The organism is Providencia sp. JUb39 (assembly GCF_012272845.1).
GTDB classification, from domain to species: Bacteria; Pseudomonadota; Gammaproteobacteria; order Enterobacterales; family Enterobacteriaceae; genus Providencia; species Providencia lanzhouensis.
This window is the reverse complement of record NZ_JAAWXD020000001.1, coordinates 1,271,082-1,295,401: the sequence shown is the minus strand read 5'-3', so window position 1 is coordinate 1,295,401 and position 24,320 is coordinate 1,271,082. Positions and strand designations below refer to the sequence as shown.

Annotated in this window: 26 protein-coding genes and 1 riboswitch; of the genes, 14 read left to right on the top strand and 12 right to left on the bottom strand. The window is 43.1% G+C overall.

Translation table 11 applies throughout. From position 1 onward, the window contains the following. The first annotated feature begins 14 nt into the window (after positions 1-14). The 3 genes from moeA (at position 15) to HFU86_RS05785 (ending at position 2,529) form a co-directional block, all read left to right on the top strand. A complete protein-coding gene (moeA, locus tag HFU86_RS05795; protein WP_187128887.1) occupies positions 15-1,256 on the top strand; it encodes a molybdopterin molybdotransferase MoeA in 1,242 nt (413 codons plus the stop codon). Positions 1,257-1,260: 4 nt separating this feature from the next. After that, entirely contained in the window at positions 1,261-2,007 is a 747-nt protein-coding gene (gene moeB, locus HFU86_RS05790) for a molybdopterin-synthase adenylyltransferase MoeB (protein WP_132494363.1), read from the top strand. 186 nt (positions 2,008-2,193) lie between these two features. Next, on the top strand, positions 2,194-2,529 hold the full coding sequence (locus HFU86_RS05785; protein WP_132494361.1) for a zinc ribbon domain-containing protein YjdM: 336 nt from the start codon (positions 2,194-2,196) through the stop codon (positions 2,527-2,529). Positions 2,530-2,619: 90 nt separating this feature from the next. Here the strand turns inward: HFU86_RS05785 and HFU86_RS05780 are convergent, their stop codons facing one another. From HFU86_RS05780 to HFU86_RS05770, 3 genes are all read right to left on the bottom strand, one after another. Then, on the bottom strand, positions 2,620-4,218 hold the full coding sequence (locus HFU86_RS05780) for an ABC-F family ATPase (protein ID WP_132494359.1): 1,599 nt from the start codon (positions 4,216-4,218) through the stop codon (positions 2,620-2,622). Positions 4,219-4,446: 228 nt separating this feature from the next. Further along, positions 4,447-4,905: a GNAT family N-acetyltransferase gene (locus tag HFU86_RS05775; protein WP_187128886.1), complete on the bottom strand. Its 459-nt coding sequence runs from the start codon at positions 4,903-4,905 to the stop codon at positions 4,447-4,449. 17 nt (positions 4,906-4,922) lie between these two features. Continuing rightward, a complete protein-coding gene (locus HFU86_RS05770) occupies positions 4,923-5,498 on the bottom strand; it encodes a TIGR00730 family Rossman fold protein (RefSeq protein ID WP_132494355.1) in 576 nt (191 codons plus the stop codon). 301 nt (positions 5,499-5,799) lie between these two features. Between HFU86_RS05770 and rhtA the strand changes: the two genes are divergently transcribed. Next, positions 5,800-6,687 carry a threonine/homoserine exporter RhtA gene (gene rhtA, locus HFU86_RS05765; RefSeq protein WP_036949726.1) on the top strand — a complete coding sequence of 296 codons (888 nt, stop codon included), beginning with the start codon at positions 5,800-5,802 and terminating at the stop codon, positions 6,685-6,687. 290 nt (positions 6,688-6,977) lie between these two features. After that, positions 6,978-7,481: a DNA starvation/stationary phase protection protein Dps gene (gene dps, locus HFU86_RS05760; RefSeq protein WP_132494353.1), complete on the top strand. Its 504-nt coding sequence runs from the start codon at positions 6,978-6,980 to the stop codon at positions 7,479-7,481. Positions 7,482-7,547: 66 nt separating this feature from the next. Here the strand turns inward: dps and dinG are convergent, their stop codons facing one another. Further along, entirely contained in the window at positions 7,548-9,659 is a 2,112-nt protein-coding gene (dinG, locus tag HFU86_RS05755) for an ATP-dependent DNA helicase DinG (RefSeq protein ID WP_132494351.1), read from the bottom strand. A 240-nt stretch (positions 9,660-9,899) separates the two neighbouring features. Here dinG and HFU86_RS05750 point away from each other — a divergent pair, with 240 nt between their 5' ends. From HFU86_RS05750 to HFU86_RS05735, 4 genes are all read left to right on the top strand, one after another. Continuing rightward, positions 9,900-10,061 carry a hypothetical protein gene (locus HFU86_RS05750; protein WP_187128885.1) on the top strand — a complete coding sequence of 54 codons (162 nt, stop codon included), beginning with the start codon at positions 9,900-9,902 and terminating at the stop codon, positions 10,059-10,061. Positions 10,062-10,097: 36 nt separating this feature from the next. Further along, on the top strand, positions 10,098-10,937 hold the full coding sequence (gene sseA, locus HFU86_RS05745; RefSeq protein ID WP_132495120.1) for a 3-mercaptopyruvate sulfurtransferase: 840 nt from the start codon (positions 10,098-10,100) through the stop codon (positions 10,935-10,937). A 133-nt stretch (positions 10,938-11,070) separates the two neighbouring features. Next, on the top strand, positions 11,071-11,535 hold the full coding sequence (locus HFU86_RS20060; RefSeq protein WP_187128884.1) for a hypothetical protein: 465 nt from the start codon (positions 11,071-11,073) through the stop codon (positions 11,533-11,535). Positions 11,536-11,545: 10 nt separating this feature from the next. After that, on the top strand, positions 11,546-11,914 hold the full coding sequence (locus HFU86_RS05735) for a hypothetical protein (RefSeq protein ID WP_132494346.1): 369 nt from the start codon (positions 11,546-11,548) through the stop codon (positions 11,912-11,914). A gap of 111 nt (positions 11,915-12,025) precedes the next feature. On the opposite strand, the gene HFU86_RS05730 is transcribed toward HFU86_RS05735, so the two are convergent. The 3 genes from HFU86_RS05730 to rhlE form a co-directional block, all read right to left on the bottom strand. Then, positions 12,026-12,274 (bottom strand): GlsB/YeaQ/YmgE family stress response membrane protein, encoded by a 249-nt coding sequence (locus HFU86_RS05730; RefSeq protein WP_036949742.1) that lies wholly within the window; start codon positions 12,272-12,274, stop codon positions 12,026-12,028. A gap of 182 nt (positions 12,275-12,456) precedes the next feature. Further along, positions 12,457-13,416 (bottom strand): tRNA dihydrouridine(16) synthase DusC, encoded by a 960-nt coding sequence (dusC, locus tag HFU86_RS05725; protein ID WP_187128883.1) that lies wholly within the window; start codon positions 13,414-13,416, stop codon positions 12,457-12,459. Beyond that, positions 13,416-14,837: an ATP-dependent RNA helicase RhlE gene (rhlE, locus tag HFU86_RS05720; protein ID WP_187128882.1), complete on the bottom strand. Its 1,422-nt coding sequence runs from the start codon at positions 14,835-14,837 to the stop codon at positions 13,416-13,418. Before rhlE ends, dusC begins: the two co-directional genes overlap by 1 nt. Positions 14,838-15,127: 290 nt before the next feature. On the opposite strand from rhlE, the gene cecR reads away from it, so the two are divergent. The 5 genes from cecR (at position 15,128) to HFU86_RS05695 (ending at position 20,902) form a co-directional block, all read left to right on the top strand. Continuing rightward, positions 15,128-15,826: a transcriptional regulator CecR gene (gene cecR, locus HFU86_RS05715; RefSeq protein ID WP_187128881.1), complete on the top strand. Its 699-nt coding sequence runs from the start codon at positions 15,128-15,130 to the stop codon at positions 15,824-15,826. 66 nt (positions 15,827-15,892) lie between these two features. Then, positions 15,893-16,885 carry a secretion protein HlyD gene (hlyD, locus tag HFU86_RS05710; protein ID WP_187128880.1) on the top strand — a complete coding sequence of 331 codons (993 nt, stop codon included), beginning with the start codon at positions 15,893-15,895 and terminating at the stop codon, positions 16,883-16,885. A gap of 8 nt (positions 16,886-16,893) precedes the next feature. Then, positions 16,894-18,651 carry an ATP-binding cassette domain-containing protein gene (locus tag HFU86_RS05705; protein WP_187128879.1) on the top strand — a complete coding sequence of 586 codons (1,758 nt, stop codon included), beginning with the start codon at positions 16,894-16,896 and terminating at the stop codon, positions 18,649-18,651. After that, a complete protein-coding gene (locus tag HFU86_RS05700) occupies positions 18,648-19,787 on the top strand; it encodes an ABC transporter permease (RefSeq protein ID WP_187128878.1) in 1,140 nt (379 codons plus the stop codon). Before HFU86_RS05705 ends, HFU86_RS05700 begins: the two co-directional genes overlap by 4 nt. A gap of 8 nt (positions 19,788-19,795) precedes the next feature. Next, positions 19,796-20,902: an ABC transporter permease gene (locus HFU86_RS05695; protein ID WP_154637456.1), complete on the top strand. Its 1,107-nt coding sequence runs from the start codon at positions 19,796-19,798 to the stop codon at positions 20,900-20,902. Positions 20,903-20,983: 81 nt separating this feature from the next. Here the strand turns inward: HFU86_RS05695 and HFU86_RS05690 are convergent, their stop codons facing one another. From HFU86_RS05690 to moaA, 5 genes are all read right to left on the bottom strand, one after another. After that, positions 20,984-21,691, bottom strand: coding sequence for a Bax inhibitor-1/YccA family protein (locus HFU86_RS05690; RefSeq protein WP_036949765.1), 708 nt, complete (start codon positions 21,689-21,691; stop codon positions 20,984-20,986). 153 nt (positions 21,692-21,844) lie between these two features. Then, positions 21,845-22,297: a molybdopterin synthase catalytic subunit MoaE gene (moaE, locus tag HFU86_RS05685; RefSeq protein ID WP_187128877.1), complete on the bottom strand. Its 453-nt coding sequence runs from the start codon at positions 22,295-22,297 to the stop codon at positions 21,845-21,847. Positions 22,298-22,299: 2 nt separating this feature from the next. Further along, the gene (gene moaD / locus HFU86_RS05680; RefSeq protein WP_036949767.1) at positions 22,300-22,545 is read right to left on the bottom strand and encodes a molybdopterin synthase sulfur carrier subunit; all 246 of its coding nucleotides are present in this window, start codon (positions 22,543-22,545) and stop codon (positions 22,300-22,302) included. Next, positions 22,542-23,021 carry a cyclic pyranopterin monophosphate synthase MoaC gene (gene moaC, locus HFU86_RS05675; RefSeq protein WP_036949768.1) on the bottom strand — a complete coding sequence of 160 codons (480 nt, stop codon included), beginning with the start codon at positions 23,019-23,021 and terminating at the stop codon, positions 22,542-22,544. The genes moaD and moaC overlap by 4 nt, the downstream gene beginning before the upstream one ends. 26 nt (positions 23,022-23,047) lie before the next feature. Further along, entirely contained in the window at positions 23,048-24,028 is a 981-nt protein-coding gene (gene moaA, locus HFU86_RS05670; RefSeq protein WP_187128876.1) for a GTP 3',8-cyclase MoaA, read from the bottom strand. Then, positions 24,018-24,153: riboswitch (molybdenum cofactor riboswitch) on the bottom strand. (Overlaps the previous gene by 11 nt.) Between the last annotated feature and the right edge of the window lie 167 nt (positions 24,154-24,320).

Sequence of the window (24,320 nt, the reverse complement as noted above, 5' to 3'; positions counted from 1 at the left end):
AGGGGTAACGATTTATGGACCAGTGTCATACTAACGGTTTGATTTCACTAGAGCTTGCATTAGAAAAATTACTTTCAAACACCGCAACTGTCACAAGCACTGAAATCATTCCACTAACTGAGTCTGCCCAACGTATTATTGCCGAAGACCTCATTTCTCCCATTAATGTCCCGCCGTTTGATAACTCAGCGATGGATGGTTATGGTTTTCGCTTTGCTGATTGGGATGGAAAAACCCCGATGCCCGTCGCTGGAAAATCCTTTGCTGGCAACCCAATGGAAGGAAAATTACCCGCAGGTAGCTGTGTAAGGATCATGACGGGAGCGCCTATTCCTGAAGGCGTTGATACCGTTGTCATGCAAGAAGCCACAGAACAAACTGATCAAGGAATTATTTTTACGGAAAGCTTCAAGCAAGGAAACAATATCCGTAAAGCTGGTGAAGATATTGCCCAAGGTAGTGCGGTATTCCCTGCCGGAACCTTACTCTCCACCGCACAGCTACCATTGATAGCGTCTCTTGGAATTGCGAATGTGACAGTCCAGCGCCGTTTGAAAGTTGCCGTGTTCTCAACCGGTGATGAGCTTCAAGCAGTAGGCGAACCTCTGGCTGAGGGGCAAATTTATGACACAAACCGTTTTGCCGTTCGCTTAATGTTAGAAAAACTCAATTGCGAAGTGCTGGATTTTGGCGTTATCCCCGACTCACCAGAAAAACTCAAGCAAACCTTCATTGAAGCTAACCAATATGCTGATTTAGTCATCAGCAGCGGCGGCGTCTCTGTCGGCGAAGCGGATTACACCAAACAAATTTTGGATGAACTGGGTGAGATTGGATTTTGGAAATTAGCTATCAAGCCAGGTAAACCTTTCGCATTTGGCAAGCTAAGTTCCGCGTGGTTCTGTGGCTTACCAGGTAACCCTGTCTCTGCCGCGCTGACTTTCTATCAATTAGTTCAGCCATTAATTGCTCGCCTCAGCGGCCATAGCCAATGGAAAGCCCCTGTCCGCTTCAAAGTTTCTGTCACTACACCACTGAAAAAATCACCTGGACGCCTTGATTTCCAACGAGGCATTTTAAGCGTCAATGAACAAGGTCAGCTACAAGTGGCGACTACAGGGCACCAAGGCTCACATGTCTTCAGTTCTTTTAGCCAAGCAAACTGCTTTATTGTATTAGAACGTGAGCGTGGAAAAGTGGCGGCAGGTGAAATGGTTGATGTGGAAATGTTCAATTACTTATTAAAAAGTGAGTAAGACTGTGCAAGAACTGACTGATCAGGAAATGCTACGTTATAACCGCCAAATTATCTTACGCGGCTTCGATTTTGACGGGCAGGAAAAGCTGAAGGCAGGTAAAGTCTTGGTCGTTGGGCTTGGTGGACTTGGTTGTGCTGCAACGCAATACCTTGCCGCCGCGGGTGTCGGTCATTTAACCCTTGTAGATTTTGATACGGTTTCCCTATCAAATTTGCAGCGCCAAACCCTGCACCGTGACGCCACTATCGGTGAGCCTAAAGTGGATTCAGCCAAAGCACAGCTAGCTGCCATCAATCCTCATATCCAGATTGATACGGTTAACGCACAATTGGAGGATCCTGAGCTGGAGCAATTAGTTCTACTGCATCATGTGATTCTAGATTGCACGGATAATGTTGCCATTCGCGAGCAGCTTAATCGCCTCTGCTTTAAACACAAAATTCCTTTTGTTTCGGGTGCCGCAATTCGTATGGAAGGGCAACTTTCCGTATTTACCTATGAAGAGGGAATGCCCTGCTATCACTGCCTAAGCCGACTGTTTGGAGAAAATAGCCTGACATGTGTAGAGGCTGGCGTCATGGCGCCGCTGGTGGGGACAATTGGCACATTAGAAGCGATGGAAACCATCAAATTGCTAGCCCAGTACGGCAAAGTCAATGTTGGGAAAGTGCTGTTATTTGATGCGATGACGCTGGATTTTCGCCAATTTAAACTCAATAAAGACCCTCATTGTGAGGTTTGCTCTTAAGATTCTTCATGGCGAGCTAAGTCTCGCCATTTTTCTAGCTCACCATTTTTTAAGATATAAAATTAGGAATATTCCTAAAAATTCATTTATCTTGTCTTTGGTCTTATACTATCCCCCTTTCGGGGAACCTCGTTATCCCTACTGATTTGAACTATGGCTGTGTCAGTCATTACTGAGAATATAAATATGTCATTACCTCCTTGCCCAAAATGTCAGTCTGAATACACCTATACTGACAACGATATGTACATCTGCCCTGAGTGCGCGCACGAATGGAATGATGCTGAGCCAGCTGCTGACATTGATGAACTCATCGTAAAAGATGCTAATGGCAACTTATTAGCTGATGGCGATACTGTTACCGTAATCAAAGATCTTAAAGTAAAAGGTAGTTCTTCAATGCTGAAAATCGGAACCCGCGTTAAAGGTATCCGTTTAGTGGAAGGCGATCACAATATCGATTGTAAAATCGATGGTTTCGGTCAAATGAAACTGAAATCTGAGTTTGTGAAGAAAAACTAATTTTGAGGCTGTTCTGCCATTTTGAACAGCTAAATAAAAATAGCCCCGCGGGTATCACACCAGCGGGGCTATTTTTTGATTCAAACAAGATTAGATAACAACGCCTTGGCTTTTCAGGTATTCATCATAAGTACCTTTAAAATCAATAACCTTATCTTCTTTAATCTCAAGAATACGGGTTGCCAGTGAACTCACAAACTCACGGTCATGGGAAACGAAAATCAGCGTTCCTTGATACATTTCCAATGCTAAGTTCAACGATTCAATAGATTCCATATCTAAGTGGTTGGTCGGTTCATCCATAATCAAAATATTTGGCTGTTGCATCATCAGCTTACCAAATAACATACGACCCTGCTCACCACCTGATAAGACCGACACTTTTTTCTTAATGTCGTCTTGAGAGAATAGTAAGCGACCTAAAATACTACGAACCGCTTGCTCGTCATCCCCTTCGCTTTTCCACTGGCTCATCCAGTCAAACACGTTCAGGTCAGTATCGAAGTCGTCTGCGTGGTCTTGCGCATAGTAACCAATATTATGGTTTTCAGACCATTTTACGATCCCACCTGTCGCTGGTTGCTCACCGACTAAGGTTTTTAAGAATGTGGTTTTACCGATACCGTTAGCACCGATAACCGCCATTTTCTCACCGACTTCCATTAATAGGTTCACATTTTTAAACAGAGGACCTTGGTCATAACCGTTAGTGACCGCTTCTAATTCTAGAGCGTTACGGAACAGTTTTTTCTCTTGTTCAAAACGAATGAATGGGTTTTGACGACTAGAGGCTTTAACTTCATCCAATTGAATTTTATCAATTTGACGAGCACGAGAAGTCGCTTGTTTAGATTTTGATGCGTTAGCGCTGAAACGGCTAACGAAAGATTGTAACTCAGCAATTTGCGCTTTTTTCTTAGCGTTATCAGATAACAGGCGCTCTCTCGCTTGGGTTGCCGCAATCATATACTCATCGTAGTTACCCGGGAATAAACGCAGCTCACCGTAATCTAAATCCGCCATGTGCGTACAAACGGTATTTAAGAAGTGTCTATCATGGGAAATGATAACCATGGTGCAGTTACGGTCATTCAGCACTTGTTCTAACCAACGGATGGTATCGATATCCAAGTTGTTCGTCGGTTCATCAAGTAACAGAATATCTGGATCAGCAAATAATGCCTGAGCCAATAGCACACGCAGTTTCCAACCCGGCGCCACTTCGCTCATTGGACCATAATGTTGCTCAACCGGAATACCGACGCCTAATAGCAGCTCACCCGCACGCGCTTCCGCGCTATAGCCATCCATTTCACCGTAAGCCACTTCAAGATCTGCAACGCGATAGCCATCTTCTTCACTCATTTCTGGCATCGCATAAATTCTGTCACGCTCTTGCTTTACATCCCAAAGCTCAGCATGTCCCATGATAACGGTATCGAGAACAGTAAACTCTTCGAATGCAAACTGGTCTTGGCGTAATTTACCTAAACGCTCGTTAGGATCCGTGGTGCTCACATTCCCTGCGGTTGGCGTTAAATCCCCACCCAGAATTTTCATAAATGTGGATTTACCCGCACCATTCGCGCCGATCAGACCGTAGCGGTTACCGGTACCGAATTTAACTGAGATGTTTTCAAACAGCGGCTTACTGCCAAACTGCATAGTGATATTGTTGGTTGTTAACACTGCGATGCCTTAAATTGATCTTTGTAGAGTCGCCCCGAGATTGGCATAATTGCCCTTATCTCGCCGACTTGAAGTCTGATAAGAATAAATAGCCGCGCATTATGCCATAATCCCGCGTTTAGATCTTGTGCTGATTTTTGAACCGCTTTTTCTGAAAAAGATGAATTGTTCATGATGCCTTGGGAGCAATGCCATAAAAAGCTCCCCAATAACGGAGAGCTTAAAAATTTACAGTGCGATCCCCATGGTACGGGATACTTCGACTAATCCTTCGCGCTCATAAAACTTAATAGCTTGATGATTTTGCGCTAATACTGAAAGTTCTAAGTGGCTAAATTTCTGCAACTTAGCCCACTCTTTCATTCCATCTAAGAGCTGTTTACCTGCTTTTTCACCTCGAAAGTCGGGAGAGATGACCAAATCAAAAATATAACCGAAATCCCTTGGCACAATGCAACTATAAGGATCTGCCGTTTGTTTTTGAGCAATACAAAAACCTTTGATTTCACCTTCATGATCAACCACTAAAAGATGAAACTTATTATCCTCAATGGCATTTTCAACAAACTCACTCGATTGTTCCGCGGCTTGTAACCTTTCACGATCAAACTTAGCCATCTCGGCAAATAAAATTTGGTAGAGCGCAAGAATTGCTGATAAATCCTCTTTTTTTGCTTTTCTGATCATAAAGCTACCCGAATAAGTTAGTCGTAAGTTTTCACTGGTGGTGCAATATACGTTTCAAATTGATCTAATAAACTGGCTGGAGATGACTCCACAATCGCCATATGACGATATTTTTCATGTAAAAAGCCCTCATCCGCCATTTTATTGGTCATATCAATCAGAGGCTGCCAGTAACTATTAATATTGAACAATCCGCAAGGCTTAGTATGTAAACCAATTTGGCTCCATGTGAACACTTCGCTGTATTCTTCTAAAGTGCCGTATCCACCAGGCATTGCGACAAAACCATCAGCAAGTTCAATCATTTTACTTTTGCGCTGATGCATGGTGTCAACTTTGTACAGTTCGGTCAGATTTTTATGCGAGATTTCACGCTCCTCAAGCAGGGATGGGATCACACCAATAGCCTTGCCGCCTAAAGATAATACCGTATCAGCAACGGTTCCCATCAGCCCAACACTCGCACCACCGTAGACTAAAGCGATATCACGTTTTACCAGCTCTTTTGCAAACTCAATGGCTTGTTTTTGATAAATTTCATTCGTACCCATGCTTGAACCACAATAAACCGCGACGCTTTTAATTTTTTTCATGTTCTATTTTCATTCCTATTATCATTCTTGTAAGCGCAAAATTATACGGTACCCTCAAAGAAGCTCAACTCACAATATTTTATTTTTAGTCGTTATCCAATATTAAATAATATGATGAATTTTTCGCTCTCAACAAAGCAATATAATCTGCATGAATTCTGTGAGATAATTCACGCCAATTTGCTGGCTTAGGGTAAATATCCCAACAAACCACCATTATTATTTAGATTTACCCATTTTATCTGTATATACCGTGTGGGTTTTATCGACGTTCCCAACGTTTTTCTGAGGTTTTTTATTCATGTCTGCCGATACTAAAAAGAGTGCATTTCCGTTATTACCGATAGGCTTGCTATTACTGGCAATGATGTCAATCCAAAGCGGTGCCTCTTTAGCTAAAACATTATTCCCACTTATCGGCGCACCAGGTGTTACCGGTTTACGTTTGTTGCTTGCCACGATTATTTTGTGCGTGATCTTTAAACCATGGCGTTTAAATTTCAGAAAAAGCTCTCTGGGGCCACTGCTTGCTTATGGTTTATCTCTCGGAACCATGAACTACCTGTTTTATTTAGCTCTTGAGCGTATCCCTTTAGGAATTGCGGTCGCACTTGAGTTTACGGGCCCATTAGCCGTTGCGATGTTTTCTTCTCGCCGCCCTATTGATTTTTTATGGATTGGGCTTGTCATTGCTGGATTGCTATTCTTACTGCCTATTGGCAATAACATTGACTCTCTCGATCTCGTTGGTGCCGCTTATGCTTTAGGTGCCGGTGTCTGCTGGGCGATTTATATTATCTTTGGTCAACGCGCTGGTGCAGGTTATGGTGCCGCAACGGTTGCTGTGGGTTCGTTGATTTCTGCGCTGATTTTCTTCCCGATTGGATTAATGCAAACCGGGGTTGAAGCGATGTTTGACCCAGCCATTCTACCTTTGGCTTTAGGGGTTGCTATTTTGTCTACCGCATTTCCGTATACATTAGAGATGATAGCGTTAACCAAGTTGCCCGCAAAAACCTTCGGTACTCTAATGAGCCTAGAGCCTTGCATGGGAGCATTTTTAGGCATTGTCTTCCTGCAAGAACATTTAACGATGACACAATGGTTAGCGCTGTTGTGTATTGTATGCGCGTCTATTGGTTCAACATCCACTTCGGTACCCAAATCAAAGATTGAAAAAGTATCGTAAATAATTACGTCATATTCACTTTTATTAAAGGCTAATAGGCATTTCTATTAGCTTTTTTACTTTTTTTCTTTGTTCGTTTTTTATTTCATTATCTTGTAAGGTAATCTTCATTTATTTGAAATGTCACATCGATAGATTCGATTGGTAAAACCTAAATAAACGCAAAAAAAACATCATCGTCCTACCTATTAAAGTAATAGATTATTACTTTATGACATTCTTAGCTTTACACTCTATATTTATAAGCAGACAAGATAATTGAGTTAATTATATTTAAGAGAGGAAATCCTATGAATACTGCAAAATTATTTAAAACCTCTTCAACTGAACTTTTATATACCCGTAATGATATTGAAGATAGTGTTAAATTAGAAACCATCGGTATCTTAAACATGATGGTTATCCACTTCACCGATCTCTCTTTAATCACTAAACAAGCACATTGGAACATGCGCGGTCGCAACTTTATCGCAGTACATGAGATGTTAGATGGCTTTAGAGATAGCATCGTTGGGCACTTGGATGAATTCGCTGAGCGTGCGGTTCAGTTAGGTGGCATCGCCACAGGAACATCACAACAAGTCAATAAGCTTACATCATTAGAAGCTTATCCATTGGATATTCATTCTGTACAAGACCATTTAAAAGCGTTAGCGGAACGATATGCTGTTGTTGCAAATGATATTCGTAAAGCTATCGATGAAGTTGAAGATGAAAATACCGCAGATATGTTTACTGCCGCATCTCGCGATCTGGATAAATTCCTGTGGTTATTAGAAGCCAATATTGAGTAGTGTCGTAAAACAGAGTCAATATATTGACCATGAGACCACTTCGGTGGTCTCAATTTATTTATCGCCCTACTTATCTGATGTTGGCATTTCAGGCTGTTCAATAGGGAAAATGGGTAACGAATTTAATAAACGTTTACCATAGCTTTTGGTTAATAAGCGTTTATCATAAATGATAATTTCGCCATAACACTCATGACTTCGAATCAAACGCCCTGCTTGCTGGATCAAATTAAATGAAGCGCTAGGTAAACTTTGTACCTCGAATGGATAACGCTTTAATGACTTCAGCCAATCCCCTTCAGTAATAATCACGGGATTTGTCACAGGCGGAAACGCAATCTTGTGAATATGCACTTGGGTTAAAAATTCCCCTTTTAAATCCAATCCTTCCGCAAATGATTGTAAGCCGATTAACGCGCTTTTTTGCCCTTGTTTAATACGTTCACAATGCGTCTCCACTAGCCGGTAACGTGGCTGATCTCCCTGCACTAATAGCTGTAAACGTAAATCTTTCACATGCTCCAGAAACCCTTCCATCGCTCGCTGGCTACTAAATAGAATCAAGACCCCATGGTGATCACTATGCGTAAATTGATGGCGGAAATAGGTTGCCATCTCTTTTAAATGCTCAGCCTCATTTGCCATAGTTGGCTCATGCTGCATTTTTGGGATCACCAACTTACCTTGTTCAACATGATTAAACGGCGAGGTGAGCGTCACGAAACGGTCATCACTCTTTTCGGATAATCCCGTTAACTCCATAAAACGTGAATAGCTGTTCAAAGAGCGAAGCGTTGCCGATGTCACCACAATATGAGGCACATTTTTCCATAACAAATGTTGTAGCTGTTCACTCACGCGGATCCCCGCGCAATGCATAAAAATCCGGGATTGATTTTTCTCATAACGGCGGCTAAGCCATTTCGAAACGGGCGCACCAGAGCTTTGATCAAGCGAAGCTAAGCGCCACAATTTGGTCATATTTTCAAAATAGCCCATCGCTCGGCTTGTCACTAAGATGGAGCGATGTAAACGCACAATATCTTGCTTTGCTGTTTGTTCCGTTAAATCACTGAGAATCGCCTCTGATAGCCCACGTAACGCATCCGTCAGCTTAAATAACTCTTGGCAACATTGCTGCATTACCTCGGGCAAGATCCCCATTGGGAACAAATATTCTGACTCTTTGGATGTTTCAGGTAATAGCCCGTTAGCTAACAGTGAAAAATCACGGAAACACTCGCGTAATTTTTCAGCATGTTGTTGTAGCTTATCAGGATTAGTCAACTTAGGTGGTTTTGCTGGACGAAACTGCGCAACATACTGCCCGACATGATGAATAAAATTATCCACCTGTGCAGTAAGCTGAACTAGCGTAATTTCCCCTTCAACTTCTAAAGCGTCTCTCGCCACATCGGGAACATGATGCCCCTCATCGAGAACTAACAGTAATTTCTTAGGGTCCGGTAATACCGATTCACTCTCCATGGCTGCCATCACTAAAGCGTGGTTAGCCACAACCACATCCGCATCTTCAATTTCACGGCGTGCAATAAAAAAAGGACATCGTTGATAGAACTGGCAATTACGCCCAAGGCAATTCATTTTATCGGTGCTGACTTTACGCCATAAACTATCGCTAAATGCCTTTTTATGGTGGTCGCGTAGCCCATCCCAAGCAAAGCTATGAAAATCATTGCGTAATTGCTGGCATTGCGCTCTCTCTTCGCTGTTGGTAATTTCAGTTTTGTCTTCCACCAACAGCATTAAATCAATTTGTTCCCCTTCCGCGGCACAAATAGCTTCTAAATTTCGGGGACACACATAACGCGCTCGCCCAAATGCGCCTGTATATTTTAAGTCAGGGATAATTTTACTCAGTAATGGCAAATCCTTACTGAATATTTGATCTTGTAGGGCAACGTTAGCGGTGCTCACGACCAAAGTTTTACCTTCTTCGCGCCCAACCGCAATGCCTGGTATCAAATAGGATAAGGTTTTTCCCACCCCTGTTGGTGCTTCAATAACTAAATGACGCCCTTCTGCATCCGACAAATTTTTTGCCACTTCAGCAATCATTTGCCGCTGAGGTGCCCGAGAGACGAACCCCTCGATTTGGTTAGATAACCCCTTGTACCATTGAGTTATTTGTTCTTTGATTTTATTAGACAGAGACATAGATACGCAGAAGACCAAGTAAAAAGGAGATGATAGCCAATCAAAAAAGAGGCCGGAAAGCCCCTGTTTCTATTTTGCGAAACTCTTCGCAAAACTACTGTATTAATTTCCATTATACACAAATTCTGGAAAGCCTTTCGCAAAACACCAAATCGAGCCAAGAAAATGCCCCGTAAAACTTGTTTGCTATCACCATCCAGTTATACTTTGGCATCTTCGTATTAAATCAGGCTAATAAAAATGAAAAAAGTCGTCATCGCACTGTGCGCATTATGCGCATTGAGTTCTATTGGGGGTATTGTACTTGCTGGGATGAATATTTATACCCGCTCCACCACACCTATGGAACAAAATCAGGCTCAATCGCCATCGATATTACCTGCACCTAATCAGATCCAGTAATCATCCATTATTAATCAAACGGGACGGTGAATTATGATGTACAACGATTATTTTGTAACACCAGAGTGGTTAAATTCGCATCTTTCAGACAGTAATATTATTGTACTTGATGTCTCTACACCGCCACCTACCGCTCCTTATGATTGCTACCAAAGCTACCTTGATGAGCACATTCCCCAAGCTCAATTTTTTAATCAAGATGAAGTCGCCGATAAGAGCTGCGACTTACCCCATATGCTCCCTGATGCCGACACATTTAGCCAAGCTGTTGGGGCTATGGGGATTAATAATCAGACCCAAGTCATTATTTACGCACAAAATAACTTATTTTCATCCCCGCGTGCATGGTGGACTTTCCGTACTTTAGGCTGTAAACAGGTTAAAATTTTAGCAGGCGGAATTAACGCATGGAAAGCAGCGGGTTTCGCAACTCAATCAGGTAAAGTCACCCCACCTGCGGCTCAAACATTTATTGCGGATAGACAAGATGCCAATGCGCTGAATCAACAGCAAATGTTAGAAGTTGCCACTGAAGGTAAAATTCAAATTATTGATGCGCGTGCGGCTGCCCGTTTTCTGGCTCAAGCTCCTGAACCTCGCCCAGGTTTAAGGATGGGTCATATTCCAGGCAGTAAAAATGTGCCTTGGGATTTATTAGTGGATAATGGGGAATATAAATCCCCCGAACAATTAAAAGCTATTTTTGCACAGCAAGGTGTCGATATTCTCGCGCCAACAGTCACAACCTGTGGCTCTGGCATGACTGCTGCCGTAGTTTTACTGGCATTGGTCTTATTAGGTAACCCGCATGTGCGCCTCTATGATGGTTCATGGGCACAATGGGGACAAGACAACGGATTACCTATCGAACCTTAATCATTTTTTATTCCCTCATAAATACGTGTTAACTATGAGGGGATTTATTTGTTCTATTTAAATCTAATATTATAAAAAATTAATCTAATTAATTAAGATTTCTATTACTCTATTTTTATGGAGCTAATAAACAATGAATACATCATGGGAACTCTGGGTAATAAACCTAGGGACGTTGTCTACTTTTGTAGGTACCGCAGCAACTTTATGGGTTCTATTACAAACATCAAGATTAACGATTAAATTTAATCGTAAGGCATCTATTTATTTTCATAAGGAGAAGCTATCCAAGCTACTTAATGATTATTATAAACACTTATCTGAAGTTCATAATAAAAATACCTTTCATGAAGAAATGCATAGAAGGAAGTTACATAGTAGAATACAATCATTACACCATTACATTCTATTCATTGACTCTAAAGATAAAAAATTAATATCATCAATAAAACAATACAAAATAAAAACCACAAAAATAACATCAATAAAAGACCACCATGATTTAGATATTAGCCTATGTTTTAATATGTTAGATGAAGTAAATCTTCTACTTAATTATATTGATAATATTATTGATATTTCAGCTAGAAAAATATGAGGGAAAACTAATGAACCCAACAGAACACAAAGTCATATCTAACGTATTTTTAAAAAGTTTAAAGCGCCAAATAGAATGGGAGCAAACAAAAGATATCCATCCAGCCATTAACCAGTCTCCAAATTTTTGTATTCTAGGATGTTATAATACAACAAACTTAGATAACATGGCTTTTTACTTATACTCATATCGTGCTATTGAATTTAATCATTACACTGAGACACATAATTCTGTAGTGAAATTTTCTCTTACATTAATTGAAAATAACTGTATCACTTGGAATACAGTTCATGATGATAGATTATTGACTCAGTTATTTGAAATTACTGCATTTGATAAATCATCAATACATAAATTCCTGGAACCATGTGAAAATTAAAAAATTAAAGCCACTCATTATTTAGCGAACGTCATAATAAGTGGCTTTAATAAATAGTAAATTGTGCAGTAGTAAAAAAACCTACCCTTGATAATGATGCCCCTAGAAATGCTACTTAATAAACATTCCCGCAAGGAATAGCACGACAATGGCGCCGATCACGGCAACAACAAAACTACCGAAGTTAAAGCCATCCACCTTGCCTTTACCAAAGAATGTGCTGATGTATCCCCCGACAACCGCCCCGACGATCCCCAATACAGTCGTCATGATAAAACCCATTTGATAGGTTCCAGGCATTAACCATTTAGCTAAAACACCTGCGATTAAACCAAAGATAATCCAAGCAATAACGCCCATTTGAGGCCTCCAATATCTCTGTTGCTCTAAATTTCCTAGCACGATAGCTTTGTTACACGATATAGACACTTTAATCATGACATACGGTGATGACAGTATTTTGAATTAATCACCACCGTACTAGTCACCACCATACATAGTAATTAAAGACCTAATCTCAAATTTTGGCAAATTTCATCATGTTAAGATGATGCGACAGAAAGCTGCTCCACATGCAGCGCAATAACATCCGCTATTTGCTCCGCCGTTTTCAACGCTCTCACTTGAGAAAACAGTTCATCCGCCTGCTGATACTCTTTACGTAAATAACTCAGCCACTGTTTGATACGAGCTGCATGGTAATGCCCTGTATCACCCAGTTTTTCTAGTTCCGTATATTTAAAGAGTATTTTCCCGACCTGTTCCCAAGGCATCTTCGCGACATTGTGTTTGATCACACGGCTCAAATTCGGCGTATTTAAAGCACCTCGGCCAATCATAATCGAATCGCACCCAGTGATTTCCATACAGCGTTTAGCACTTTCATAATCCCAGATTTCGCCATTGGCAATCACCGGAATCGACAGTTTCTGACGAAGCTCACCAATCGCCTGCCAGTTAATACATTCCGCTTTATAGCCATCTTCCTTTGTGCGCCCATGAACCGTTAATTCGGTCGCTCCGGCTTGCTGTACAGCATCCGCAATTTCATGAGCAAATTGGCTGCTATCCCAACCCAAACGGACTTTCACAGAAACGGGTAAATCTTTCGGCACCGCCGCCCGCATAGCTTTAGCGGCGTGATAGATAAGCTCTGGCTGCTTCAATAACGTCGCACCGCCACCGCTGCCATTTACCGTTTTTGATGGACAACCGCAATTGAGATCGACGCCCCAAGAGCCTAATTCAATTGCGCGGTTGGCATTTTCAGCCAACCACTCAGGATGTTGCCCTAATAGCTGCACCCGCACTAACGTCCCAGATGGCGTTCGGCTACCTTGTTGCAATTCCGGGCATAACCGATAAAACGTTTTTGCCGGCAACAAATTATCGACAACTCGCACAAACTCAGTAATGCACAAGTCGTAGTCGTTCACCTCACTCAATAATCGGCGAACCAGAGAATCGAGTACCCCTTCCATCGGGGCGAGTAGCACACGCATTAGCTATCACTGCGCCCTTGTCTAACGCGTTTCTGTGCATTTTTCCACGGTGAACCTGAAGTCGATTCAGATTGGCCTTTCTCGGAATTCGCATTTTGGCGACGAGGACGGCTTGGACCTTTATTGCTATTCTTGCCTGAATGATTGCTGCGCTCACCGCGGCTATCCTCAGAGCTACGGCGGTTGTCCGAACCACGGCGGTTATCAGACCCGCGGCGACTATCAGAACCACGGCGATCATTACGCTGAGAAGGTTTTTGGATCGGCTCAGCTTTAATTGATGGGTCTGGCACGTAGCCTTCAATCTCCATCTGTGGGATGGATTTTTTCAATAATTTCTCGATATCTTTAAGCAGTTTCGCTTCATCGATACACACTAAAGATACCGCCATACCCGTGGCTTCCGCACGCCCAGTACGACCAATACGGTGAACGTAATCTTCCGCCACATTCGGTAGCTCAAAGTTAACGACATAAGGAAGCTGTTCGATATCTAAGCCGCGAGCCGCAATATCTGTCGCCACTAAGACACGGATATCCCCGGATTTAAAATCAGCTAAAGCACGGGTACGAGCGCCTTGGCTCTTATTACCATGAATCGCCGCCGCTTTGACACCATCTTTATTTAAGTGCTCAGCTAAGCGGTTAGCGCCATGTTTGGTACGCGTAAATACCAGAACTTGCTGCCAGTTTTCACGTCCAATCATAAACGAGAGTAACTCAGCTTTACGTTTTTTATCCACTAAATGAACATACTGCGTTACTTGCTCAGAAGCTGAGTTGCGCGGAGCCACTTCAATGGAAACTGGATTATTCAATAACTTGCTCGCCAACTGTTTGATCTCATCAGAGAACGTCGCGGAGAACAGGAGATTTTGGCGCTTTTTAGGTAATTTCGTGATCACACGGCGAATATCGTGAATAAAGCCCATATCTAACATACGGTCAGCTTCATCCAAGACGAAAACTTCAACCTGCGATAAATCCACCGCGTTTTGATGTTCCAAGTCCAATAAACGACCCGGTGTTGCGATCAACACATCCACACCACCGCGCAGTTTCATCATTTGCGGGTTAATACTGACACCACCGAACACAACAAATGAACGAATTCTCAAATGACGGCTATATTCTTTTACATTTTCAGCCACTTGAGCCGCAAGTTCACGGGTCGGAGTTAAAATCAATGCGCGAATAGGACGACGGTTATTACCGCGAGGATTGTCCACCAGCTTTTGCAAAATAGGTAAAGTAAAACCGGCGGTTTTACCCGTACCTGTTTGAGCGCTGGCTAATAGGTCTTTGCCCGCTAAAACAGCAGGAATAGCTTGTTGTTGAATAGGCGTAGGGCTTTCATAGCCTAATTCATTAATGGCACGCAATATTTCCTCGTTTAACGCGAGGTCAGAAAAACTAGTCAAATTAATTACTCCGGGCTCCACCGCTTCAATTTACTGGGCAGCTCTAGGGGGGGAAGATTCGATATTCAATAGAAGAAAAGCGCAAACTGCCATGCGACACGCAAAAATTCTACCATCATTTGACCGTGATAAATATATTAATTTAGATTGATGAATAAACTAATACAAAATCTGCTTTATATAGTATATATACGTACACAAAACTAAAGATACATCCGTTTTCATCCTGCACAATGAATAAATGCCAACTAAGAGCATGCTAAAAATTATTTAATTCTGAATCAAAAGGAATGTTTATGAACACAAATTCGTCGCCAACATTACGCGGAGAGAGCGCCAAACTCCAACTTCTTCTCGCCGCTGCCGATGTTTATGGAGAACAAGGTATCGACGGGGCAACCACCCGCCAAATTGCCCAAGCATCTGGGCAAAATATCGCAGCTATTTCCTATTATTTCGGATCTAAAGAAGGGCTATATCTCGCGGTTGCTCAGCAAATTGCCAACAATATCAAAGAGAGTTTCGCTGAAACTATCACTCAAATAGATAACTTTATTAGCCAACCCGCAGAGTCACAAATTTCTGAAGAAGCGCTCGAATTACTGAAAAAAACCATTATTTCGTACAATTTTTTTCAACTTAAAAAAGAAAACTTAAGCTTCTCACGCATTCTAGCTCGCGAGCAGCTGAACCCAACCGAAGCGTATGGATTGATCCACGAACAAGCATTAGGACCTATTCACTCACGGCTCAATCGCTTAATTTCTATTTATATTGGCGCCGACCCTAATAATCTAGCGACCTTGATCCACACACACGCCATTTTAGGTGAAACCCTCTCTTTTCGCATTGCGCGAGAAACATTACTCAGACAAACCGGTTGGAAGCACATTAACGAAAACGAATTTAAAATTATTAATCAGGTTCTTATTGAGCATATCGACATTTTATTATTGGGGTTACGTCATCGCCAACTAGCAGAAAAGTGATATGATATATGGATAAAATTAAATCATAATCCTGAGTAATGTTTTTATCCGTCACTAAGGTTAGCTATGAACACAAAACGCCGTGCACTGGTTATTTTACTGATTATCATGCTGATTGCCGCTATTGCTGGTGGCTACTATTATCAGTCGCTTAAGGATAAAACATTCGCCTTATACGGGAATGTGGATGTGCGAACAGTTAACCTTAGTTTTCGAGTCAATGGTAAACTCGCCTCTTTAGATGTTGATGAAGGGGCGAAAGTCACTGCAGGCCAATTACTTGGTAAATTGGATGATGCGCCATACATCAACGCGTTAAATAAAGCTAAAGGGCTGCGAGATAGCGCTAAAGCACAGTTAGCACTCAAAGAGAAAGGCTACCGGACACAAGAAATTGCTCAAGTCGAATCTGAAGTCGCTCAGCGTCAAGCCGCTTGGCAATATGCGGATAATTTTTACAAACGTCAGCAAGGTTTAGCCGCCCAAAAACTGATTTCTGCTAACGATTTAGATAATGCCAAAAACAATCGAAATCAAACACTTGCCGCATTGAAAGCCTCCCAAGATAAACTCAATCAATATCAGAGCGGATTTCGCCAAGAAGAGATAGCAGCAGCCCGAGGGGAATGGTTACAAGCAGAAGCCGCCGTTGCTCAAGCGGAGCTTGATCTCTCAGACACCCAGCTTATCGCCCCATCTGACGGTACAATCCTGACTCGCGCCATTGAACCTGGCACCATCATTGGCGCAGGCAATACTGTTTTTAGCGTGACATTAACCCACCCTGTTTGGGTACGTGCTTATGTGAGTGAAGCGCACCTAGGTGATGCGGTTCCTGGCAGTAAAGTTTTACTCTTTACGGATAGCCAACCCAATACCCCTTACCATGGCACGATTGGCTTTGTCTCACCCACGGCCGAATTTACCCCAAAAAGTGTACAAACACCGGATTTACGTACCGACTTAGTCTACCGGTTACGAATTATTGTCGATGATCCTAATGATAAACTGCGTCAAGGAATGCCAGTCACCGTTCAGTTTGCGGCACCTCAGCAATAGGGCGAATTATGGCTCAGCAAGATATTCACTCATCGAGCAATATTATTTCGTTGAACAGCGTCGAAAAACGCTTTGTTGGGCTAAATAACCCTGCGGTTGAAAGCCTAACTACCGAAATTCACGGCGGCTCCGTGACGGGGCTAGTCGGTCCCGATGGTGCAGGGAAAACGACGCTAATGCGCATGCTGGCGGGGCTACTCAAACCCGATTCAGGGCAAATCCACTTAATGGGATTAGACCCTATTAAAGACAGTATCGAAGTGCGGGCAAACCTCGGTTATATGCCGCAAAAATTCGGTTTATATGAAGATTTAACGGTTCAAGAAAATCTTGATTTATATGCCGATCTGCGCGGCGTTATTGGTGAAGAACGCCAACAAACTTATAAACAATTACTCGCATTTACTAGCCTAGCCCCATTTACTGCTCGCCTTGCCGGTAAGCTTTCAGGGGGAATGAAACAAAAACTGGGACTCGCCTGCACCCTATTAGGCAAACCGAAAGTTTTACTGCTGGATGAACCCGGTGTCGGCGTAGATCCTATTGCCAGGCGAGAATTATGGCAAATGGTGCATACCCTTGCTGACGATGGTATGTTGATCCTCTGGAGCACATCGTATCTGGATGAAGCAGAGCAGTGCAAAGAGGTGCTACTACTCAATGAAGGCAAACTTCTGTATAGCGGAAAACCCGAGCAACTCACCCAAAAGATGGCGGGACGCTCATTTTTACTCGATGTTCCTCCAACACAAAAACGCACCATTCTACAAAATGCCTTAGTGTTACCCGAAACCACCGATGGCGTGATCCAAGGGCGCTATATTCGCTTAATTTTAAAACCTCATGCATCCCAAGAGAATTTACTCAATGCCTTAAACATGGGAAATCAAACGCTGATTGAAGCCCAGCCACGCTTTGAAGATGCGTTTATCGACCTTTTAGGTGGCGGACCATCCCATCGTTCTGAACTCGCGGCTATCGTGCCACAAATTCCACCCGCTCCCAATGAAACCGTCATTGAAGCCCGCAACCTAACTAAAAAATTTGGGGATTTTGCCGCAACGGATACCGTCAACTTTCAGGTAAAACGGGGTGAAATTTTTGGATTATTAGGGCCTAACGGCGCAGGCAAATCCACTACCTTTAAGATGATGTGTGGATTAATGAAACCCACGGATGGACAAGCTCTGGTGCTTGGTATGGATTTAAAAACCAGTTCAAACAAAGCCCGTCAGCACCTTGGGTATATGGCACAAAAATTTTCCCTCTACGGCAACCTCAAAGTTGGGCAAAACTTAAAATTTTTCTCCGGTGTATACGGTTTGCATCATAAACAACAAGCCACCAAAATGCAGGAGATGATTAACGCGTTTAATTTTACGCCCATTATCAGCCAGATTACTGACTCACTTCCGCTAGGTTATAAGCAGCGCCTTGCCCTCGCCTGCTCGTTGATGCATGAACCGGATATCCTGTTTTTGGATGAACCCACTTCGGGGGTCGACCCGCTAACTCGGCGAGAGTTCTGGTTACATATTAATGGCATGGTAGACAAGGGGGTCACCGTCATGGTCACCACCCACTTTATGGATGAAGCTGAATATTGCGATCGTATTGGATTGGTTTACCACGGAAAAATCATTGCTGCAGGTACGCCTGACGAGCTAAAAAAACAAGTCGCCAGCACTGAAAATCCAAATCCATCGATGGAAGATGCCTTTATCGAATTGATTTTCAACTACGATAAACAGCGGGAGGCACAATGAAAACAACCGCCTCTGGTTTTTCATGGCGCAGGCTGAAAGCCCTCTGTTGGAAGGAAAGTAAGCAGATAGTTCGAGACCCCAGTAGCTCCTTAATAGCCATTGTTATCCCACTGATGTTGCTATTTATTTTCGGTTATGGGATCAATCTAGACTCCAGTAAATTACGAGTGGGTATCCTAATGGATCAACAAAGCCAACCCGCTCGTGAATTAGTCGATACCTTTACCGGCTCTCCCTTTATTGATGCCACCATTAGCGATAATCGCAATTTATTGATTAATAAAATGCAAGCGGGCGAAATTCGCGGCATTGTGGTGATCCCCGTCAATTTTGCAGAGCAACTTTCTCGCCCGGATGGACATTCGGCAATCCAAGTGATCACCGATGGAAGTGAACCTAATACCGCCAATTTTGTGCAAGCCTACACCAAAGGGGTTTGGCATACATGGCTTATCCAACAAGGTGAAAATCAAGGTTATCCCACCGACCCGCTTATCGAACTCAATATGCGCTATTGGTTTAACGAAGCGGCACTCAGCCAACATTTTATTATTCCAGGCGCCATTAGCATCATTATGACCGTCGTGGGTGCCATTTTAACTTCACTGGTGATAGCCCGTGAATGGGAACGGGGCACCATGGAGGCACTGCTTTCCACCCAAATTACTCGCACTGAACTACTGCTTTCCAAATTATTGCCCTATCAAATTCTTGGGTCGTTCGTCATGGTGCTGTGTATGTTGGTGACGACATTCGTGCTTGATATTCCTTATCGTGGCTCTTTATTGATTTTATTTGTGATAACCAGCCTCTATTTAGCCACCGCATTAGGAATGGGATTACTGATTTCAACCATTACCCGCAACCAGTTCAATGCGGCAATGGTGGCACTGAATGCAGCCTTTTTGCCTGCCATTATGCTTTCAGGGTTTATTTTTGAAATTGATAGCATGCCAATATTTATTCAAGTAGTGACTTACTTCATTCCCGCTCGCTACTTTGTCAGCAGCTTGCAAACCTTATTTTTGGCGGGAGATATCTATCTGGTGTTATTCACCGATTTCTTATTGCTGATTGCTTCAGCGATATTATTCATTGGCTTAACGGCGCTGAAAACGCGTCGCCGTTTGGATTGAGGTGAAATATGTTTTATCGTCTTTACACCTTAATTATGAAAGAGTTGCAATCATTATTGCAGGAAAAACAGACGCGAATTATTTTGATCATGCCCGTCATTTTCCAAATGATCCTCTTCCCACTGGCGGCGACCTTAGAAGTCACTAACACCACCATTGCCATTTTTGATCAAGATAATGGCGAGCATTCCATTGAGCTCACTCAACGCTTAGCAAAAGCCAGCGCATTTTCCCATGTGCTGTTACTGAAAAATGAACCTGAGATTCGAGAAACGCTAGATAACCGTAAAGCCTTGTTAGTCGTCCGTTTTAATCAAAATTTCAGCGCTGATATCGCTAGCCATCATACCGCAAATATGATGTTGCTATTGGATGGACGAAACTCAAATAGCTCCCAAATAGCGGCTAATTACATTGAACAGATAGTCACGCAATATCAGCAGGAGCTCACACAAACCCAAGTGCTACCCAATAACAGTGAACTGATTGTCCGCAACTGGTACAACCCAAACTTAGACTATAAGTGGTTTATTGTGCCTTCATTAGTGGCATTGATTACGACGATAGGAGTGCTGATCGTCACCTCGTTGTCTATTGCAAGAGAACGAGAACAAGGAACCCTCGACCAACTATTAGTTTCGCCGCTAACCACATGGCAAATCTTTATTGGCAAAGCGATTCCTGCCTTAGTCGTCGCCACTGCACAAGCCACATTGGTGTTAGTGATTGGTATTTTTTGCTACAAAATCCCGTTCGCCGGTTCACTATTGCTGTTCTATGGCACGATGATTTTTTATGGGTTATCACTCGTGGGATTTGGTTTGCTTATCTCCGCATTGTGCTCAACTCAGCAGCAAGCGTTTATTGGTGTGTTTGTGTTTATGATGCCCGCGGTGTTGCTATCAGGTTATATCTCCCCCGTCGAGAATATGCCCGTTTGGCTACAGGATATTACGTGGGTGAATCCCATCCGCCACTTTACGGATATCACTAAGCAGATTTACCTCAAAGATGCCGATTTTTCCGTGGTATTTCACAGCTTATGGCCACTTCTGATTATCTTCCTGGTAACCAGCTCCCTGGCTTATTACTTATTTCGCAAAAAAATCGCTTAGCTGCCAGATAAGAACCATAAAAAACCCCGCAACAATTAACTTATTGCGGGGCTTCATATTTTCAATCAGCTTGATGAGCAATTAACGGCGATCACCGAAAATACGCAGTAACATCAGGAACAGGTTGATGAAATCTAAGTACAGAGATAACGCGCCCATAATGGAGTACTTACGCATATTTTCTCTGTCATCTTGGTTGATTTGCTCACCCATCTCTTTGAGTTTTTGAGTGTCATAAGCAGTTAATGCAGCGAACAGTAATACACCGCCGTAAGTGATCACCCAGTACATCATAGAGCTTTGCAGCCAGATGTTAACCAAAGAAGCGACAACTAGACCAATCAGCGCCATAAACAGGAAGTTACCCATCCCTGTTAAGCTACGCTTAGTCGTGTAACCGTAGAAGCTTAACGCGCCGAACATGACTGCGGTAATGATAAACGTCCCAACAACTGACTCACCCGTATAAACCGCTAAAATAACGGAGATAGTTAAACCAGTCAGCAATGCGTATAGCATAAACATCCCAGTTGCAATCGCACCGCTCATTTTAGGCAGTAAGAAAGACAGCCCCATCACTAAACCAAGTTCAGCGATGATCATTCCAAAGAACAGAACTTTGTTAGTTGCGATAGTGAAAAACAGACCGCTGCTTAAGGAGTACCAAGCAACAAAAGCTGTCAGTAATAACCCGACGGTCATCCAACCGTAGACTTGCGACATAAATGCCTGAACGCCAGTGCTGGCATTCTGGACAAGAGAATCATTACGTTGATCAAATTGACCCATGATGGTTACCCTTCCATTTTAAGAAAAATCGACCCAGCAAAACCACCAACAGAGTAATCCTTACTGTGATCGGACAAATTTGCTCCAAAGTTTATCACAATATTTTGACATTACCATTCGGCTTATTCGCATTTTCCGCGTAACAGTTTAAGACTACCAACGGTTTGCAGAAGCTTCATCACTCGCTTTGGCTTCCACCCAGCGTTCATTATCAGGGAGAGACTCTTTTTTCCAGAATGGTGCTTTGGTTTTCAGGTAATCCATTATAAATTCAGCCGCTTGGAATGCTGCATTGCGATGTGCGCTGGTCACGCCTACGAATACAATTTCTTCACCGGGTTGTAAGGTACCTATCCGGTGGATCACACTCACGCGTTGCAGTGGCCAGCGCTCGCGAGATTGCATCACAATGTCCGCTAAGGCTTTTTCTGTCATGCCAGGGTAGTGTTCGAGAGTCAATGCCGCTACGCTGTCCCCTAAATTATGATTACGGACTTTACCTGTGAATGTCACTACGGCGCCATCACTGTCACATTCAGCAAGCCACGCATACTGCTCGCCAACACTAAAATTCTCGGTTTGTACCACAATATGGGTATTGTCCATGGTCATCCCCCTGTAACTGGTGGGAAGAAAGCCACTTCATCGCCCGCATTCAGGGGATGGTCCGCAGAAACAAACGATTGATTAACCGCAGCTAATAATTTGCCATCTTCCAAAGCCAGCGCCCAGCGATCACCTTTTTGAGTTAATGCTTGGCGCAAAGATTCTACAGTTGGGTACTCCGCTGCTAACTCTAAGCGGTCAGTGCCAACTAACTCACGAACTTGAGCAAAAAAGAGGACAGTGATCATGCTTCCACCTTAAAATGACCGGACTTTCCGCCCGTTTTTTCTAATAAACGCACAGGCCCAATAACCATATCTTTTTGTACCGCTTTGCACATGTCGTAGATAGTTAATGCCGCGACAGAAGCAGCCGTTAACGCTTCCATTTCGACCCCCGTTTTCCCTGTTAATCGGCAACAAGTTTCGATACGTACACGGTTATGGGCTTGCTCAGCTTCCAGGGTGACTTCCACTTTGGTCAGTAGCAAAGGATGGCACAGCGGGATCAACTGCCACGTATTTTTTGCTGCTTGGATCCCAGCGATACGTGCCGTCGCAAAGACATCCCCTTTATGGTGACTGCCATCCACAATCATGGCTAAAGTTTCTGGGTTCATCGTCACAAACGCTTCTGCGCGTGCTTCACGGACGGTTTCCGCTTTGGCGGATACATCAACCATGTGCGCCTCGCCCGACGCATTGAGGTGGGTCAGTTGGGACATAATTGCTCCTGAAAATCAAAAAGTTATTAACCGCCGATAACGGAAAGATTCGGGGTGATCCCGCTGTCGCCTTGGTGAAGGAAATGGGTTTCTCGCTTAGACATTAAGCCACTTTGGATACGTGCTTTTAGGGATTCATTCTGGTTATCATCGCCCAGTAAATCACGCAGTGGAATGCCATTTTCACCAAATAAACACAAATGCAGATTGCCTAAAGAAGAGACCCTGAGACGGTTGCAGCTTTGGCAAAAATCCTTCTCGTACGGCATGATCAGCCCAATTTCCCCTTGGTAATCAGGGTGACTAAAGACTTGGGCGGGACCGTCGCTACGAGAACGTGGCTGCATATACCAGCCTTCTGCGATAAGGCGATCACGAACGGTTTCACCAGACACATGGTAACGTTGGAATAGGCTGCTGCCTTCCCCTGTTTCCATGAGTTCAATAAAACGCAGTTGAATTGGACGGTGTTTGATCCAATTGAGGAAAGATTTGAGGGCGATATCATTGACGTTTTTCATCAAGACCGCATTGACTTTAACTTTTTCGAAGCCAGCATCAAATGCAGCATCAATCCCTTTCATGACTTGGAAAAATTTATCTTGCCCAGTGATCGCCGCAAATTGGCGAGGGTCAAGGCTATCCACACTCACGTTTACTGCATTCAAACCAGCATCTCGCCATGCTTGCACATCACGAGCCATCCGATAACCATTGGTTGTTACGGCGATTTTTTTGATGGAGTTATTTTCTTTGATAGCGGCGATGATATCGGTGAAATCTTTACGCATCGTTGGCTCACCGCCAGTGATACGGACTTTTTCAGTCCCTAACTCAGCAAAAGCGCGGCTCACTCGACGGATTTCATCAAGCGTCAGAAATTCATGGCGACCACTCGGTTTGTAGCCATCAGGCAGGCAATATGTGCAACGAAAGTTGCAAACATCAGTGATAGATAAACGAAGATAGTAAAATTTTCGGTCAAATTGATCGACAAGTTGCTGCATATTCACACCTTTCCAAATACGGGAGATGCAGACATTTCTATCTTGCACCCTGGTGACTCAAGGTCACGGCCAGAGCATCATATTCAGGAGAACTTAGACACAAAGGCTAGGAGTTTTATCTGGAACCCCGTGAGCTGATTAAGCCTAAAGAGTTAAGACACTCATCACTGGGTTCACTTATTTTCTGTAAGGATTTTAGCCCATTGCAAATGAAAAAGCGAATCCAAAAACGATATATAACTTAATATACAACGACTTACAGAAAACAACCGCTATACTCAGAAGTCCTTAT

Excerpts from the sequence above, each read along its gene's own strand:
- moeA (WP_187128887.1), top strand. The coding sequence starts at position 15 with ATGGACCAGTGTCATACTAACGGTTTGATTTCACTAGAGCTTGCATTA.
- HFU86_RS05785 (WP_132494361.1), top strand. The coding sequence starts at position 2,194 with ATGTCATTACCTCCTTGCCCAAAATGTCAGTCTGAATACACCTATACT.
- HFU86_RS05775 (WP_187128886.1), bottom strand. The coding sequence starts at position 4,905 with ATGATCAGAAAAGCAAAAAAAGAGGATTTATCAGCAATTCTTGCGCTC.
- HFU86_RS05770 (WP_132494355.1), bottom strand. The coding sequence starts at position 5,498 with ATGAAAAAAATTAAAAGCGTCGCGGTTTATTGTGGTTCAAGCATGGGT.
- rhtA (WP_036949726.1), top strand. The coding sequence starts at position 5,800 with ATGTCTGCCGATACTAAAAAGAGTGCATTTCCGTTATTACCGATAGGC.
- dps (WP_132494353.1), top strand. The coding sequence starts at position 6,978 with ATGAATACTGCAAAATTATTTAAAACCTCTTCAACTGAACTTTTATAT.
- dinG (WP_132494351.1), bottom strand. The coding sequence starts at position 9,659 with ATGTCTCTGTCTAATAAAATCAAAGAACAAATAACTCAATGGTACAAG.
- HFU86_RS05750 (WP_187128885.1), top strand. The coding sequence starts at position 9,900 with ATGAAAAAAGTCGTCATCGCACTGTGCGCATTATGCGCATTGAGTTCT.
- sseA (WP_132495120.1), top strand. The coding sequence starts at position 10,098 with ATGTACAACGATTATTTTGTAACACCAGAGTGGTTAAATTCGCATCTT.
- HFU86_RS20060 (WP_187128884.1), top strand. The coding sequence starts at position 11,071 with ATGAATACATCATGGGAACTCTGGGTAATAAACCTAGGGACGTTGTCT.
- HFU86_RS05735 (WP_132494346.1), top strand. The coding sequence starts at position 11,546 with ATGAACCCAACAGAACACAAAGTCATATCTAACGTATTTTTAAAAAGT.
- HFU86_RS05730 (WP_036949742.1), bottom strand. The coding sequence starts at position 12,274 with ATGGGCGTTATTGCTTGGATTATCTTTGGTTTAATCGCAGGTGTTTTA.
- dusC (WP_187128883.1), bottom strand. The coding sequence starts at position 13,416 with ATGCGTGTGCTACTCGCCCCGATGGAAGGGGTACTCGATTCTCTGGTT.
- cecR (WP_187128881.1), top strand. The coding sequence starts at position 15,128 with ATGTTTATGAACACAAATTCGTCGCCAACATTACGCGGAGAGAGCGCC.
- hlyD (WP_187128880.1), top strand. The coding sequence starts at position 15,893 with ATGAACACAAAACGCCGTGCACTGGTTATTTTACTGATTATCATGCTG.
- HFU86_RS05705 (WP_187128879.1), top strand. The coding sequence starts at position 16,894 with ATGGCTCAGCAAGATATTCACTCATCGAGCAATATTATTTCGTTGAAC.
- HFU86_RS05700 (WP_187128878.1), top strand. The coding sequence starts at position 18,648 with ATGAAAACAACCGCCTCTGGTTTTTCATGGCGCAGGCTGAAAGCCCTC.
- HFU86_RS05695 (WP_154637456.1), top strand. The coding sequence starts at position 19,796 with ATGTTTTATCGTCTTTACACCTTAATTATGAAAGAGTTGCAATCATTA.
- HFU86_RS05690 (WP_036949765.1), bottom strand. The coding sequence starts at position 21,691 with ATGGGTCAATTTGATCAACGTAATGATTCTCTTGTCCAGAATGCCAGC.
- moaE (WP_187128877.1), bottom strand. The coding sequence starts at position 22,297 with ATGGACAATACCCATATTGTGGTACAAACCGAGAATTTTAGTGTTGGC.
- moaD (WP_036949767.1), bottom strand. The coding sequence starts at position 22,545 with ATGATCACTGTCCTCTTTTTTGCTCAAGTTCGTGAGTTAGTTGGCACT.
- moaC (WP_036949768.1), bottom strand. The coding sequence starts at position 23,021 with ATGTCCCAACTGACCCACCTCAATGCGTCGGGCGAGGCGCACATGGTT.
- moaA (WP_187128876.1), bottom strand. The coding sequence starts at position 24,028 with ATGCAGCAACTTGTCGATCAATTTGACCGAAAATTTTACTATCTTCGT.